Below are 13470 nucleotides of genomic sequence, written 5' to 3'. Positions count from 1 at the left end.
ATCTATTCATAATCTTCTTCATCATCGATTTCTTCGTAATAAGCATTCCCATTACTTACATAAATAGGACCATTCGCAACATCAATACGTAATACCCATGCCCATGGCACAGCTAAACGCTTATGTATTGCTCGCCAAAAGCTCATTGATTTTCTTTCGTACTCCTGGAACTCCTGAAGTAACTCTTTATAGGAGGAACCGTCTAACTGAATATTTGCTTCTAGCAAACGAGAATGGGCATAGTACTGCAGCTCTAGTTCAGCAGCAATTTCCATTTCTTCTTCTGTTGCCATACCAATAATTGTTCCATCTGCTGGTGCAATTTCATATACGTTGTGAACTTCAATAAGCCCTTCTTTCTCTTTCTCAAACATGTAAACAGCCTCCTTTAACATATAATTTTTATGTTACAAAGTCATACTTCTACAATAACTTCTCTCTTTCCTCTTTTTTTGATAAACTTTTACAAAATATTTAACCGATGACCTGTTTTCTCTATTCTTTCAGCAGAAATGAAACGATTTTTATCAAAATTTAATTTATACACATCAGGCATATGAAGTGTTTTCCAAAACTCCAAATCATATTTCGAATTAAAATAATTCATTAGTAATACCATAATATTTCCATGCGTACCTATTACAATATTCTTACCTTCATATTTTTTTAATATATTTTGTATACATATTACAGCGCGCTTTTGTGCTACAGTATTCGATTCTCCGCCTTCGTATGCAAAACTCCAATCTTTCCACACATTCTGTATAGCATCATTAAAATTTGATACTGGCTCTGTGCTCAATAATCTTTCACACAAATCTTCTTCAGTTTGTATTGATAATTTATATGTATTCGCAATTCCTTTTACAGTTTGGATTGCTCTTTTGTAAGGACTAGAAATAACAACATCAATATGTTTATCTTTTAATAAATGCGTTACATTTTCTGCATCACAGTGCCCTTTTTCAGATAAAGGTCGTTCCCGTTCTTCTTTTGTATATGTAGAATGGGCATGGCGAACGAAATATATTGTTGTCATTTTTCAACCTCCTTTCTTATTTTCCATCTATATTCAATAATAAGATTGGAAAATCCTGTATTACAAAAGAGCACTTTTCATAAGTGCCCCTTTGTTTACATAATAAAATTATTTCATTATAATTTATTTCTGAATTCCTCACTTATGACAATATCTCGAATAAAGTAATCCATATTACTTAGAAGTTTTTCAAATGCTTTTTCACTCAAATTGTTCATCATAAAGACAATCTCAATCTTATTCCCTTTTTTATCAGTACCATAGAAACTATTTGTTAATACAAATGCCGTAGAACCACCTTTCTGTCCAGCAAATTCGAATATACCCTCTCCTACGGTTCCTTTAAATATATTCTCAACCTCACCTTGCATTTGTGGTGTAAAATAATTTCTGCTATTTATCTTTTCCAATAAACTCATGTAATCCTCCGCATTTGCACCTATAAACCGATCTGACCAAATACGCTGAAAATCCATATCGGCTTTTAACGATATCTCGCGTTTTGTCCATTCTTTCTCGTCTTTCATCCATTCATGTATTTGCCATACATGCTTAACATATTCATCATTAGACATATTACGTAGCTTGTCCAATGCTTTATTTTGAGGAATATGCAGTTCTTTTTCAACATAGCCCCTCATATATAATGCCCCTGTATACGTTGGATAAAATTCATCGTGACTATTTAAGCCTAACTCTTTCAAACTTTCATTTATCCGCGCTGCTCCAAGCTTGTCCAATAAATATGATGCATTCGCATTCGAACTATAATGGATCATTCCTTTCACTACTTCTTCTAAAGAAGTTTGACCACCCTTCACTAACTCTTTACCTTTTACATCATCTAGCCATGCAGGGTGTGCACCACCATCAGTATTTTTCACATAGTATTTTTCTAATTCTTTCAATGAAATTTTCTCGTCTTTTCTTATTTTCCCTTCAGCTACTTGCTTAGCATATTCAATTGCTATAACGATTTTCGACATACTTGCTAGCGGTAATTTTTCTTTTTCATTTATTGATGTCAATGTTTCACCATTTCTTTTAACAATTAAAGAAGTTGTTTTATCATCCTTATGTTCTTTTATGTAATTTAGCACATAATTAGAGTCTTCTTTGGAATTGACATATTCCTTCACTGAAAAGAAAGCTATACAGCCTACTATAGTAATTCCAACTATAATTCCAACAACTTTTAATCCCCTCATGATACTCCCCCTAAAATAAACATATTATATATTATACTAAATAAATTTCCCTTTTTAAGTAATAATTAGATTATTTATACAAAAATACTTCTTTTCTTAAACAACAAAAAAACATGCCTTCATTAGGAAAGCACGTTTTGTGATATTCTTCACATTGTTTAGTTAAAAAATAAATGTTTACTTACCATGATGTAACATTAAATCACTAAGTTCTTCTTCAATGTGATTTAATTTCGCAACGCCTTCTTTCCATTTATGAATATAACGTGAAACCCCAACGAAAAACAAAACAATAATTGTGGAAAGAATAATACCATATACGATTGCTACAGTACTCATAGTTACACTTCCTTATAATTAGTAATGTGGTTATTAGTTATATTTTTATTATAAACCTTTTTCTTTTAAAATACTTCGATTTCAACTTTTTGTAACAAAATTGATTTTTCTAACATTTCGCTCGTAAAAATGGCATATTTTTCACAAATTATACAAAACTTCACCATATGTACTATTACCATATGAGTTATATTATTAAATAGAATAAAGGGGATGATATACTATGACGACTTGGTTTATTGTAATGTTAGTTGTATTTGGGGCATTTAAAATTATCGTTTCTAGCCTTCCTAACACTGTTATTGAATCCATTATTAGCAAGTACGAAACACATCCACAACTTGAAGAAGAGAATGTGACTATTACAATTCACGGAAATAACGTAGAAGGCGAACAGAAATCAAAAATTATTCATGATTTTAACGAAGGTTTATTTTTAGATCGCTATTATGCACCACCACACAATGAGGGTACGCCTTTAATTATCAATGCAAAACGGGGTAAAAAAGATTTCACATTTTATATTTACAGTCATGAAGAGCATGTTGATGTTGTAAAACAATATAAAAAGAAGGTAGTTGCTTATAGTTTACGCTCTAAAAACCTTCAAAATAGTGATATGTTCGTGTCAGCTGACTTAGCTTAATACTCATATATTAGAAAAAGGAATCCAAGAAATATGGATTCCTTTTTTTCTCATTTACTGAAAAATAAGCTCTGTCTTCAAACTATCTTTCGGTAACAACCAGCCTTTTTTCTCTAAACTCGCCATTAATAATTCCCTTTGTTTTGTCGCAATACTTTCTTCATTTGTTTTAAATGACACTTCTATTACGAAGTCATCTTCTAATTTTCCGGTATTACTTAATGGCCAAATTTCAATATTTTCTTTTATGTTTTCAAACTCTCCTGTATATCGTTTCATTAATACAGGACCGTAAATACGGGAATTCTTTAACATTTCCTCTCCCCAATTTGTATACAACCATTTGTTCATTTTCCCTGGTAATTTTTCTATTAACATGTTTTGAGCAGCTTGTTCATTTGGTAAATCAAGTATCCCATATCCTTTAGCGCTGTAACTTTTCTTATTTGAAATGCTTAATGTTTTCTTCTCAAATCCCCAATCTATTTCCGCCTCATAACTATCCGTATTACTATCGAATCCTTCTTTTTTAGCTACTTCTAGTGCATCTTGAATTACACCATTTGGAATAGGATATCTTTTTTTATATGTTAATTCAAAATCTTTACTAAATTCTTTCTTTCGAATTCTAGCAAACCAACCTTCCTCGCTTAAACTTTTATTTGCAGTATCTAAAAATTGCACTTGTATTCTTTCATATTTTGTACCAGCCTGGAAATATTCTAGCACCTCTTGCTTCATCTCTTTGTTATCACCTAATACTTGTTCTGGCTTCAATAATAACTTTACTTCAAAACTAGGTTTCATTGGACTAGCTGCAAACCCTTCCTTAACGTTATAAAGGAAACAACAAAAGAAAATGCTTACGAATACAAATACTTTTTTCATATACCTATCCCCTTTACATTTCAAATGACTTCTATACGTTCCATTGCAAGTGAATATACATTTTCATATCCTGCTGTACTTAGCTTTTGTTGTAATCGATCCGTATCCTCTTTCAAAGCGTGCACTAACACCGTATGTTCTGGTAATAATGTATTTAGCATCTCTTTAACGTCTCTTATACTTTGGTGAACTTTATACGGAACTCGCTTCACCCTACATGTACTCCTTACATGTTCTTTCATAACTCTTTCTGCAAAACTCCCTTTCGCAATATGCCCAGTAAAAATAATAGCATTCCGTTTTTCATTCCGAAGCTGTTCATAGTATAACTGTGCTCGTTTCGTTTGCATATTCGCATCGCTCATTACAACTATTCCGTAACTATTTTGCATACTAATGTTATTATCCATAACTATTATGTTTCTTTTTAAACTCTCCATAATCCATTTAAGTTCTTCATTATTTTTTATCCAACCTTTATATATGAACATCTCTTCAAATCCAGCCAAAATTTCTTTATCTACTATAAGCGGAAATTCTTTATATCGTTCATATAAATACAATACTATATCTTGCGCCCTACCAAGTTGTGGCAGCGGTAATAATGCTATTCCTTTATTTTGCATAACTCGTTCAATTTCTGCACATAGATCGTCTAATCTTTCATTTTGCGAAACATCATCTGTGTGATAAGCGGCATCTACAATTGCAACTTTTATATTGTGGCCCAATTTCTCAGGTAAATTAGCTCGTAGTATATTAGACTCTGCTGAATAGTCGCCTGAATAAAATACGTATGTATTACACATATCAACTAAAAACCAAACAGCTCCTAATACATGCCCACTATACCCCCACTGAAACCGCAATGTAGGAGTAATTTGTATCCATTCATTTGGATTACTAATCTCATCAATACATACATAATTTAAATCTTTTATATGTTGGTCGCTATAAGGTAAATTCCACCCTTGCATCACATTATAGTTTCTCCATTTTTCATAATATAACGGCAGTTGCTCCTTCGTATAACGAGTCGTCCAAATTTTTTTCTTATATCCATACTTCGCCAATAAAGGTAAACCCATCGTATGATCTTCATGAATATGTGATAAAAATACCGCATCTAAAAATGGAACAACTTCTCCCTCTATTTTTGGATAACTATTCTCATATGATCGATTAATACCACAATCAAATACTATTTTCGTCTCTTTATTTTTTACAAAATAGCAGGAGCGACCGTACTCCCCTGCTCCTCCCCATACTTCCATTCTCATCATGCTACCCCTTTTCGTTTTTGCTCCATATGTTGCAGCAGTAATAAGCACATTGTTGTAAGTCCAACAGAAACAACGGCCATCGCCATTCCTATAGATACTTCACCCTGTTCAAATTGAGCAAAAATAAACGTTGCTGACGTTTCTACTGATGGAGGTAATACGAGAAGTGATGCTACTAACTCTCTTATTGAAATTGTAAATGTCATCGCCCATCCGGCAAGAATGCCTGGGATAATAAGAGGCAATATTATTTTTCTAAAAATATAAATATAATTTCCCGAAAAAATACTTCCTGCCTGCACGAGAGAATCATCAATTTGTCCGAGTGATGATTTTACATATTGCACCGTGTAAGGTAAAAACAGAACAACATACGTTATGATAACCATGATTGGTGTATTATAAATTGACATAGGCATATATGGTGAATTCCAAAATAGAATAAGACCTACAACCATAACGATTCCTGGTACCATATTCGGTAACATACCGCACATATCAAGCCATTTTTCAGAGTTTTTTTTCCCCTTTCGAATCATAAGTGCCAAAAAGACTCCAATAATTACCGCAATAATCGCTGTTACGAGTGAAAAAAGAAAACTATTCCATAAAGCCTCTAATCCCGGAGACCCCATTGTAAACAATGCCTCATAATGACTTGTTGTAAAGTTATTTACATGTAAACCGCCGCCTCTTAATTTTGAAAAAGAAGCAATAAGTATAGAAAAGTATGGAATTCCAATTGATACGATTAATAAACCAATTACATACATCCATGCTACAACGCGCGTAAATATAGACAAAGTATATCTTTTAGATTTCACACCTTTTCCACTAACCATTGCATATGAATACTTTCGATTCAATACATTTTGCATATACCAAATGAGCATACAAGCACTAAGTAATAAAGAAGATAATGCTGTTGCACTACTGAAATCAATTGGCCAACTCGAAATAAATTTATGAATTTCTGATGTTAACACGTGGAATCCTATTCTACGTCCGAATGTAGCCGGTGTTCCAAATTCAGCAATCGTCTTTACGAAAATGAGTAAAGCACCCATTACATAACTTGATACTAATAACGGCAATATTATTTTTCTTAAGCGATAGAAAAAACTTCCGCCATGAACTGCTGCAGCTTCTTCTTTACTACTCCCAATCTGAAGTAACGTGTTTTTCAGCATGAAATAAAGGAATGGGAATAAATGCAGACTCATAATTAATACCATACCTCCTAAACTAAAAAACGATGATGAAACTGTCTTTAACATCGGGAAAAATTGTTCAAAATAGCCGTTAGGTTGCATGAACAAAATCCAGCCCATCGATCCAATATACGGCGGTGTCATAAATGGAATCATAAAAACAATATCTAACTTACTATACTTTCCTACATCTGTTTTGCTCATAATAAATGCCAATGGAAATGCAAATATTGTAGCACCTATTACAACGAGTGCACCTAGAAGCATCGAATTTAGAAAAATCCCAGCTAATCCACCACTCTGCATCACTTCAAAAGGCTTTAAAAAATTCCAACTGCTATTTTCATATACACTAGAAAATAAAATAAGAAAAAGTGGAATGACGATTAACATCGCCACAAGTAATAACGCTACCGTCATTCCAACTTTTCTTACTGATACGAATCGATTTACCATGGAATCACCATCTTATTGAAATACTTTCTTAAATTGTTTTCCTATTTCATCTTGCTCTTTCTCAACTGTTTTCCAATCAATATTTAATACTGGAATCTCTTCTACATTTGGTCTATTTTCAGCTTTTATATCTGTTCTACCAGGCAATAAATACGCTTTAGAAACTTGTTTTTGTACATCATCGGATAATAAATAATCAATAAACTCTTTTGCACCTTCAACATTTTTACTATCCTTCATAATCCCAGCTACACGTGGGCTAATAACTGTTCCGCTTTTTGGATATACAATATCAACAGGTTCACCCTTTGCTTTTGCGCTATACGTCATATAATCAACACCCGCAATGACCATATCTTTCGCACCTGTTACAACTGGGTCTAACGCTTCCTGATTTGCTCCTGCTACTGTAACTTCATTTTTCTTAAGCTGCTCAAATAAATTCCATCCATCTTGTCCATTCTTTTTCACGTATCCTGTTACAAAGTCTAAAGCTGAACCTGAAAGTGCTGGATCTGGAAGATTCACTTTCCCTTTCCATTCTCCTTTCGTTATATCGCTCCAATCTTCAGGCGCTGTCTTCACATTTTTTGTATTGTACACAATCCCTAATGCTGAAGCACTATACCCGAAATAATGTCCTTTATCATCTGACCATTCAGAACGCAGCTTATCAGCTTGTTTCGCCTCTTTATAAGCTAACGTTTGACCCTCTTTCTTTAATCCTTCCATCGCTGGTAAGGAAGCGAGTACGACAACGTCAACGACTGGATTTTTCTTTTCAGCTTCCATTCTCGCTAAAATTTTACCAGTTGTCCCTTGAAACATTTCCACCTTTATACCAGTTTTCTTTTCAAAGTCTTTTTGAATTTTTTCTGCTAACCCTTTTGGCCCTGCACTATATACAACAATTTTCTTTTCATTCGTATTTGTACTTTTTGCGTCTGCATTACCTGTCTTTGAACTACAACCTGTTACTACAGCCGAAAATAATAAAGTACATACAAATAAAGACTTAAGCGAACTGAATTTCTTCATACGATTCTCCCCCTATATGATGAATACATTTTTTTGGCACATATAACGATACTGGTTTACCGATGCTTAATTTACTATTGTGATAAGCTGTCCATATTCCGAGTGCCCCCATGTTTACTTTTATTTCATACCGTTCTCCTACATATGTAACGTGCTTAATTTCACCTGTATACATTTCGCACACTTCATTTTTCGTCCAGCTCACATGCTCTGGACGAACCATTTTTTTACCCTCTACAAGCCAATTCGCCTTACCAACAAATTTGGCAACAAATTTATGAGACGGTTTCACATAAATATCTTCGGGTGTTCCTTTTTGTAATACTGCTCCTTGTTTCATGACAATAATTTGGTCTGACATTGACATTGCTTCTGTTTGGTCGTGAGTGACATACAGTGCAGTTAAACCAATGGAATGAACGATATCCATAAGCTCTATTCTCATTTCTTCTCGCAAAATTGCATCGAGTGCACTTAGCGGTTCATCAAACAAAATAAAATGAGGTTTTGTTACAATTGCTCTAGCGAATGCGACACGTTGTTGCTGTCCACCAGAAAGTTCGTGTGGATACCTTTTCTCCATACCTTGCAGGCGAACTCGCTTTATCGCATCCTCTACTTTTTCTCGTAAATGATTCGTTTGCTTTGTAGCTCTTAAACCAAATGCAACATTTTCAAAAACAGTCATGTGCGGCCATAAAGCAAAATCTTGAAATACCATACCGATATTCCGTTCATGAGGAGATGTCTTTATCTTTTTTGTAGCAGAATACATGCACTGGTCTCCAAAATATATTTCTCCCTTATCCGGTTCTTCAAGTCCTGCTATCATTCTAAGTAAAGTCGTTTTCCCACATCCCGAAGGTCCTAAAAGTGTAGTGAATTCCCCTTGTTTCATTACAATCTGCAACGGCTTTAACGCTTGTGTTTTTCCAAATGTTTTTTCTAATCCACTAATTATAATATCCATCGTTTCACCTCTCTCCCCTCATTCTTAACCTGCTTTCATTCTATATGGAAGATTTATACTGAATGTTAATGTACTGTAAAGATTAAATTAAAAAACTTCTAATAAACTATTTATTTCTATAGATTTTTTCTATAGTTAAGATAAAAAAGGCGGCAATTCATAATGAATCTCTTAAAATTAGAAATTGTAGTACTTATTAAGAAATACAAAAAGCTTACAATCGTTGCAGAAAAACTTGGCGTTAAACAACCAACTATTACATTTCATATAAAAAGCTTAGAAGAAGAACTCGGTGTGTCTTTATTCGAATTACGTTCTGGAAGGTATTTCTTAACAGAGGCTGGTGAGGCTTTGCACCATTATGCTTGTAAAATAGATGCACTTATGAAAGAAGCTAGACGTGTCACGCAAGAGTTTAAAGATTTTCATAAAGGTGCTATAACAATCGGCGCTAGTTATGTACCAGCGACTTATCTTTTGCCAGCAGTCGTTCATCAATTTCAATGTGAATTTCCCAATATAAAAATAACGCTACTAGTGAAAACAGCCCCTGAAATTCGAATGATGCTACAAAATCACGAAATCGATCTTGGGATAATTTCCGCTGCTCCATTTGATGAACCACTTTTAAAACAAACGAATATAATGCCCGATACACTTGTTCTTGCTTTTTCCAAAGAACATCATTTTTCAAAGAAAGACAATGTATCGTTACAAAATATAGAAAAGGAACGCATACTATTGCATCGTAACCCATCTACAACGAGAGATTTACTTACACAATGGGCGTTAGCGCACAACATTACATTCCAATCAGAAATTGAATTAGATTCATTAGAAACGATGAAACAAATTTTAAAATATGGTAATGGAATTGCCTTGATTTCTAAACTTGCTATCGAACAAGAAATACAACGAAATGAGCTATGCTATATACCAATCCCTGAATTTGAATTTCAGCGTAATATTTATACGATTCATCATGAGGACAGATGGAATTCTAAAATCATTTCTTTTTTATTACAGAGCATCACTTCATTTGCAACAAAAAATTAAAAGGCTGTCGTTATGCACGACAGCCTTTTAAACTATAAATCTATTTATTTTTCTTTGCCTCAATTTTTGCTTGCGCCTCTTCAGCCTTATCTAATGCTTCTGATACTTTCTTCTCTTTTTCTTTCACTTCATCTATACTATCGACAGCTTTAATAATTTTATCGATTCCTTCTTCTTCTACCTTTCTACGCTTTGCCACTCTTTCATTTACTTTCTCTTCCACATCTTTTGCTTTTTGAAGCATATTCTCTGCATTTGATGTTACAGCTTTTTCAAGTTCATCATCTTTTTTCTTTTGTAACACTTCATTTGCAATGTCTTTCGCTTCTAAATACTTACCGTCTTTTAATGCTGTTGCTCCATGATCCATTTTCTCAGCAACTTCTTTATATGATTTCGCTTCATTTCCTGATTTCTCTTTTTCTGCTTTTTCGAACCACATTGTTGCATCACTATACTTTTCATCTTTCAATGATTGCATACCTGTTTCAATATATGTGTCATAATTGCTACATCCAGCCATTACGACTAATAGAAAAAGCATAACAAAACTTAATTTTTTCATGCTGTTGTCTCCTTTTCTTTGCAAGCTCACTTTACTTTAACATACATGAAAAAGAGTTTCAAAAACTAAAATACTAATTTAGTCATTTTTATTTTATTAAGTCACATTTCCTTTTAGACAGACACATCCACTTGCTTTTTCATTACATGCTTCTTTACTCCTACTAATACAACTAACAATAAACCTACGCCTAATGTCATCATAACAATGCTAGTTGGCAACATATCTAATAATAATCCATACACAATCATACCGAGCGGTGCGATTGCAGTAGAAATTGTTTCAAGTAAGCCGAAAACGCGTCCTAAATAACTTGGATCTGTCGTCTTTTGCAAATGTACTTGCATCGGGATATTTACAACCATCATTGATATACCAGTTAACATCATAAAAGCGATATAGTAAATAAAACTTGCTACTTTCGGGATGGTGACTACTAATGGAAACACTGTACATAAACTCAAACTCGCAAATAAAAACAACCCAATATAAACAGAGCGAAACGGATTATTCACTTCTTTACGTACTGATAACGCAATTGCACCAATTAACATCCCAACTGCTAACATTCCCTCTACAACACCGAGTTGTTTCGAAGATAGATGCAAATTTTGAACAATAATATATGGAAGTGAAACGAAAAGTGCACTCGCAAAAAAGTTTACCCCTACTGCAATTTTCATTAAACCATATATTTCATGCTGTCTTTTCACATATGAAAACCCTTCTTTTATACTCGTCAAGAAATGCTCTTTACTTTCAGCCTTTTCTTTTTTGTATAAATCAAATACGATAAACAATTGCACAACAACCGCTAAAAAGAATGTAATGCTATTCAATAGGAAAAACGATTTAATTGAAAAGAAACCAAATACAACTCCGCCAATAATCGGTGCTAAAATATTTGATAAAGATGCTGCCGTCTGGTTCAAGGCACTCGCTTTTTGAATACGTCCTTCATCTACTAAACTTGGAATAGATGAAGTTAATGAAACAGAGTAAAAACTCGCACAAATTGATAATAATGCTGCTGAAACATAAATAAACAGAAGTGATGGCCCAAAAGTAGTTGCAAGGATAAACATAATAAACATTGTTAAACTACTTAACAAATCGGTACCGATGACAAGCCATTTTCGATTGACGCGGTCAGCTACAGCACCAGCAATTGGTCCACAGATTAGCCTTGGAATCGATCCACAAATAAGCGTAGTTGCAAACCCCATTCCTGAACCCGTTGTCTTTAATACGTATAACCCCATTGCAAACGTATAAATACCGGCTCCTAGCAAAGACGTCATTTTCCCAATCATCATTAAAATAATATTTCTCGTTGCAATCTTCATTCTTGAATCATTTTGTCCTATACTTATATCCCCCATTTTTGACACTCTCCCCTTAAAAGTTAAATTGTGTTAAACTTATTATATAATTAACTTTCCAATTTTTACAACAAAAAGTTTAATGACATTTAACTTTCTAACTATAAAGGAGCAATTGTATGGCTACTCTCGGTGAAAAAATTAAAACGTTACGAAAAGAAAAAAAGCTTACTCAAACTGATCTAGCAGGTTCAGAACTCACAAAAAGTATGCTAAGTCAAATTGAAAATGGAAAAGCTACACCTTCTATGAAAACACTACAATATATCGCTGACAAACTTGAATGTGAAACGAGTTTTTTATTAGAAGAAGATGATGTAGAAATTGTAGAACTCATTCAACAAACGGAGAAACTAATAAAAGCAAACAAGTACGATGAAGTATATGAGGTTTTACTACCGATCGTTCAAAAAGAGCTACCTCCCACTTTGAATACTGCTCGTTTATATAAACAGTTTGTAACAGCTGCGGCTAAAATGAAAGATTACAATATTGAATATTACGTTGAAAAGGCTACTTCTATTTTTGAGAAATATACGTTATACCGGGATAGTACGGAAACAAAATTAAAATTATCCTTTACGATATTCACACGTAAAAAATATGCTGAATGTTTACAACTTATAGCTAGTATCCGAAATGACTATGAAGAGAAACATTTAGAAATGGATCTCATTATACATATCGAATTATATTTATATGAAGCAATTATTTTTCTTGCATGTGGTGATTACGAACAATGTGAAAGTGTCATTTTAGATGCACTTGCATTTTCAAAAAAACATCAAGTGTATTATAAAACAGATGAATTTTATCGTATTTTATCTTATCAAAAAGTAATCACGGCTGATAAAGAACAATATTTACATTACATAAAAAAATCAGAGCAATTCGCCATTTTTACAGAAGATAATTTCTCTGCAGCGGTTATTGATCTTTTAAAAGCTTTCTACTACAACACAATTGCTAATGAATATACAATTGCATTAGAACATTTAGAACAATTTCGAGAAAAATTAAAAGATGAGCCAATTTTTCAAGATGATGGATCATATTATCTTGAAAAAGGAAAAGCTTTGTATGGTTTAAAACAATACGAAGAAGCTTTAAAAACATTGCAACGCGCTATCATACCAGATTATATAAACCATCCACTTGATCACGCACGGCTTACAACAGCTGGGGCATATCGCGCTCTTTGTTATGTGAAACTTAATGATAAAAAAAGAGCTCTTGAAGAAGTAACAGAAGCATATGAAATCGTACAGGCCTATCCTGATTCCATCTTCACTTCATTTATTAAAGAAACATTACAAACAATACAAAAACTTTAAGAATGTCTCTAAATGGTATATTATTCCTCTTTTTTAGCAAAGATAATAATGATGG

The 13470-nt window shown here is 33.3% G+C and carries 15 protein-coding genes; 3 read left to right on the top strand and 12 right to left on the bottom strand.

Annotated features, from left to right (window positions below; genetic code table 11):
• Nucleotides 1–2 precede the first annotated feature (2 nt).
• The 5 genes from DN407_RS08410 to DN407_RS08390 all read right to left on the bottom strand — a co-directional run bounded on the left by DN407_RS08410 (nucleotide 3) and on the right by DN407_RS08390 (nucleotide 2768).
• On the bottom strand, nucleotides 3–374 hold the full coding sequence (locus DN407_RS08410; RefSeq protein ID WP_000461766.1) for a hypothetical protein: 372 nt from the start codon (nucleotides 372–374) through the stop codon (nucleotides 3–5).
• Between the two features lie 89 nt (nucleotides 375–463).
• Entirely contained in the window at nucleotides 464–1039 is a 576-nt protein-coding gene (locus DN407_RS08405; protein WP_149216168.1) for a histidine phosphatase family protein, read from the bottom strand.
• 116 nt (nucleotides 1040–1155) lie between these two features.
• Entirely contained in the window at nucleotides 1156–2247 is a 1092-nt protein-coding gene (locus DN407_RS08400; protein ID WP_149216167.1) for a serine hydrolase, read from the bottom strand.
• A 177-nt stretch (nucleotides 2248–2424) separates the two neighbouring features.
• Nucleotides 2425–2586 carry a hypothetical protein gene (locus DN407_RS08395; protein ID WP_000108701.1) on the bottom strand — a complete coding sequence of 54 codons (162 nt, stop codon included), beginning with the start codon at nucleotides 2584–2586 and terminating at the stop codon, nucleotides 2425–2427.
• Between the two features lie 65 nt (nucleotides 2587–2651).
• The gene (locus tag DN407_RS08390) at nucleotides 2652–2768 is read right to left on the bottom strand and encodes a multidrug transporter MatE (RefSeq protein ID WP_088349691.1); all 117 of its coding nucleotides are present in this window, start codon (nucleotides 2766–2768) and stop codon (nucleotides 2652–2654) included.
• Nucleotides 2769–2809: 41 nt separating this feature from the next.
• On the opposite strand from DN407_RS08390, the gene DN407_RS08385 reads away from it, so the two are divergent.
• Nucleotides 2810–3232, top strand: coding sequence for a YfmQ family protein (locus DN407_RS08385; RefSeq protein ID WP_000214603.1), 423 nt, complete (start codon nucleotides 2810–2812; stop codon nucleotides 3230–3232).
• Nucleotides 3233–3286: 54 nt separating this feature from the next.
• Here the strand turns inward: DN407_RS08385 and DN407_RS08380 are convergent, their stop codons facing one another.
• From DN407_RS08380 to DN407_RS08360, 5 genes are read right to left on the bottom strand one after another with little or no spacing between them, the layout of a single operon-like run.
• Nucleotides 3287–4120, bottom strand: a complete 834-nt coding sequence (locus tag DN407_RS08380; RefSeq protein WP_098395591.1) for a hypothetical protein — start codon at nucleotides 4118–4120, stop codon at nucleotides 3287–3289.
• 20 nt (nucleotides 4121–4140) lie between these two features.
• The gene (locus tag DN407_RS08375; RefSeq protein ID WP_141536699.1) at nucleotides 4141–5403 is read right to left on the bottom strand and encodes an MBL fold metallo-hydrolase; all 1263 of its coding nucleotides are present in this window, start codon (nucleotides 5401–5403) and stop codon (nucleotides 4141–4143) included.
• Nucleotides 5400–7070, bottom strand: coding sequence for an ABC transporter permease (locus tag DN407_RS08370; protein ID WP_149216166.1), 1671 nt, complete (start codon nucleotides 7068–7070; stop codon nucleotides 5400–5402). The genes DN407_RS08375 and DN407_RS08370 overlap by 4 nt, the downstream gene beginning before the upstream one ends.
• A gap of 12 nt (nucleotides 7071–7082) precedes the next feature.
• Nucleotides 7083–8108 (bottom strand): ABC transporter substrate-binding protein, encoded by a 1026-nt coding sequence (locus DN407_RS08365; protein WP_088066890.1) that lies wholly within the window; start codon nucleotides 8106–8108, stop codon nucleotides 7083–7085.
• Nucleotides 8086–9078 carry an ABC transporter ATP-binding protein gene (locus tag DN407_RS08360; RefSeq protein WP_149216165.1) on the bottom strand — a complete coding sequence of 331 codons (993 nt, stop codon included), beginning with the start codon at nucleotides 9076–9078 and terminating at the stop codon, nucleotides 8086–8088. Before DN407_RS08360 ends, DN407_RS08365 begins: the two co-directional genes overlap by 23 nt.
• A 162-nt stretch (nucleotides 9079–9240) precedes the next feature.
• On the opposite strand from DN407_RS08360, the gene DN407_RS08355 reads away from it, so the two are divergent.
• Entirely contained in the window at nucleotides 9241–10134 is an 894-nt protein-coding gene (locus DN407_RS08355) for a LysR family transcriptional regulator (protein WP_098207232.1), read from the top strand.
• Nucleotides 10135–10174: 40 nt separating this feature from the next.
• Here the strand turns inward: DN407_RS08355 and DN407_RS08350 are convergent, their stop codons facing one another.
• Nucleotides 10175–10699: a COG3014 family protein gene (locus DN407_RS08350; protein ID WP_000736437.1), complete on the bottom strand. Its 525-nt coding sequence runs from the start codon at nucleotides 10697–10699 to the stop codon at nucleotides 10175–10177.
• 113 nt (nucleotides 10700–10812) lie between these two features.
• Entirely contained in the window at nucleotides 10813–12081 is a 1269-nt protein-coding gene (locus tag DN407_RS08345; RefSeq protein WP_000502490.1) for an MFS transporter, read from the bottom strand.
• Nucleotides 12082–12200: 119 nt separating this feature from the next.
• Here DN407_RS08345 and DN407_RS08340 point away from each other — a divergent pair, with 119 nt between their 5' ends.
• Nucleotides 12201–13415, top strand: a complete 1215-nt coding sequence (locus tag DN407_RS08340; protein ID WP_000212384.1) for a transcriptional regulator — start codon at nucleotides 12201–12203, stop codon at nucleotides 13413–13415.
• The last annotated feature ends 55 nt before the right edge of the window (nucleotides 13416–13470 follow it).

This window comes from Bacillus sp. JAS24-2, from assembly GCF_008274905.1.
Lineage (GTDB): Bacteria > Bacillota > Bacilli > Bacillales > Bacillaceae_G > Bacillus_A > Bacillus_A cereus.
Note: the sequence above shows the minus strand (reverse complement) of the source record. Positions and strands in the feature narration are given on the sequence as shown.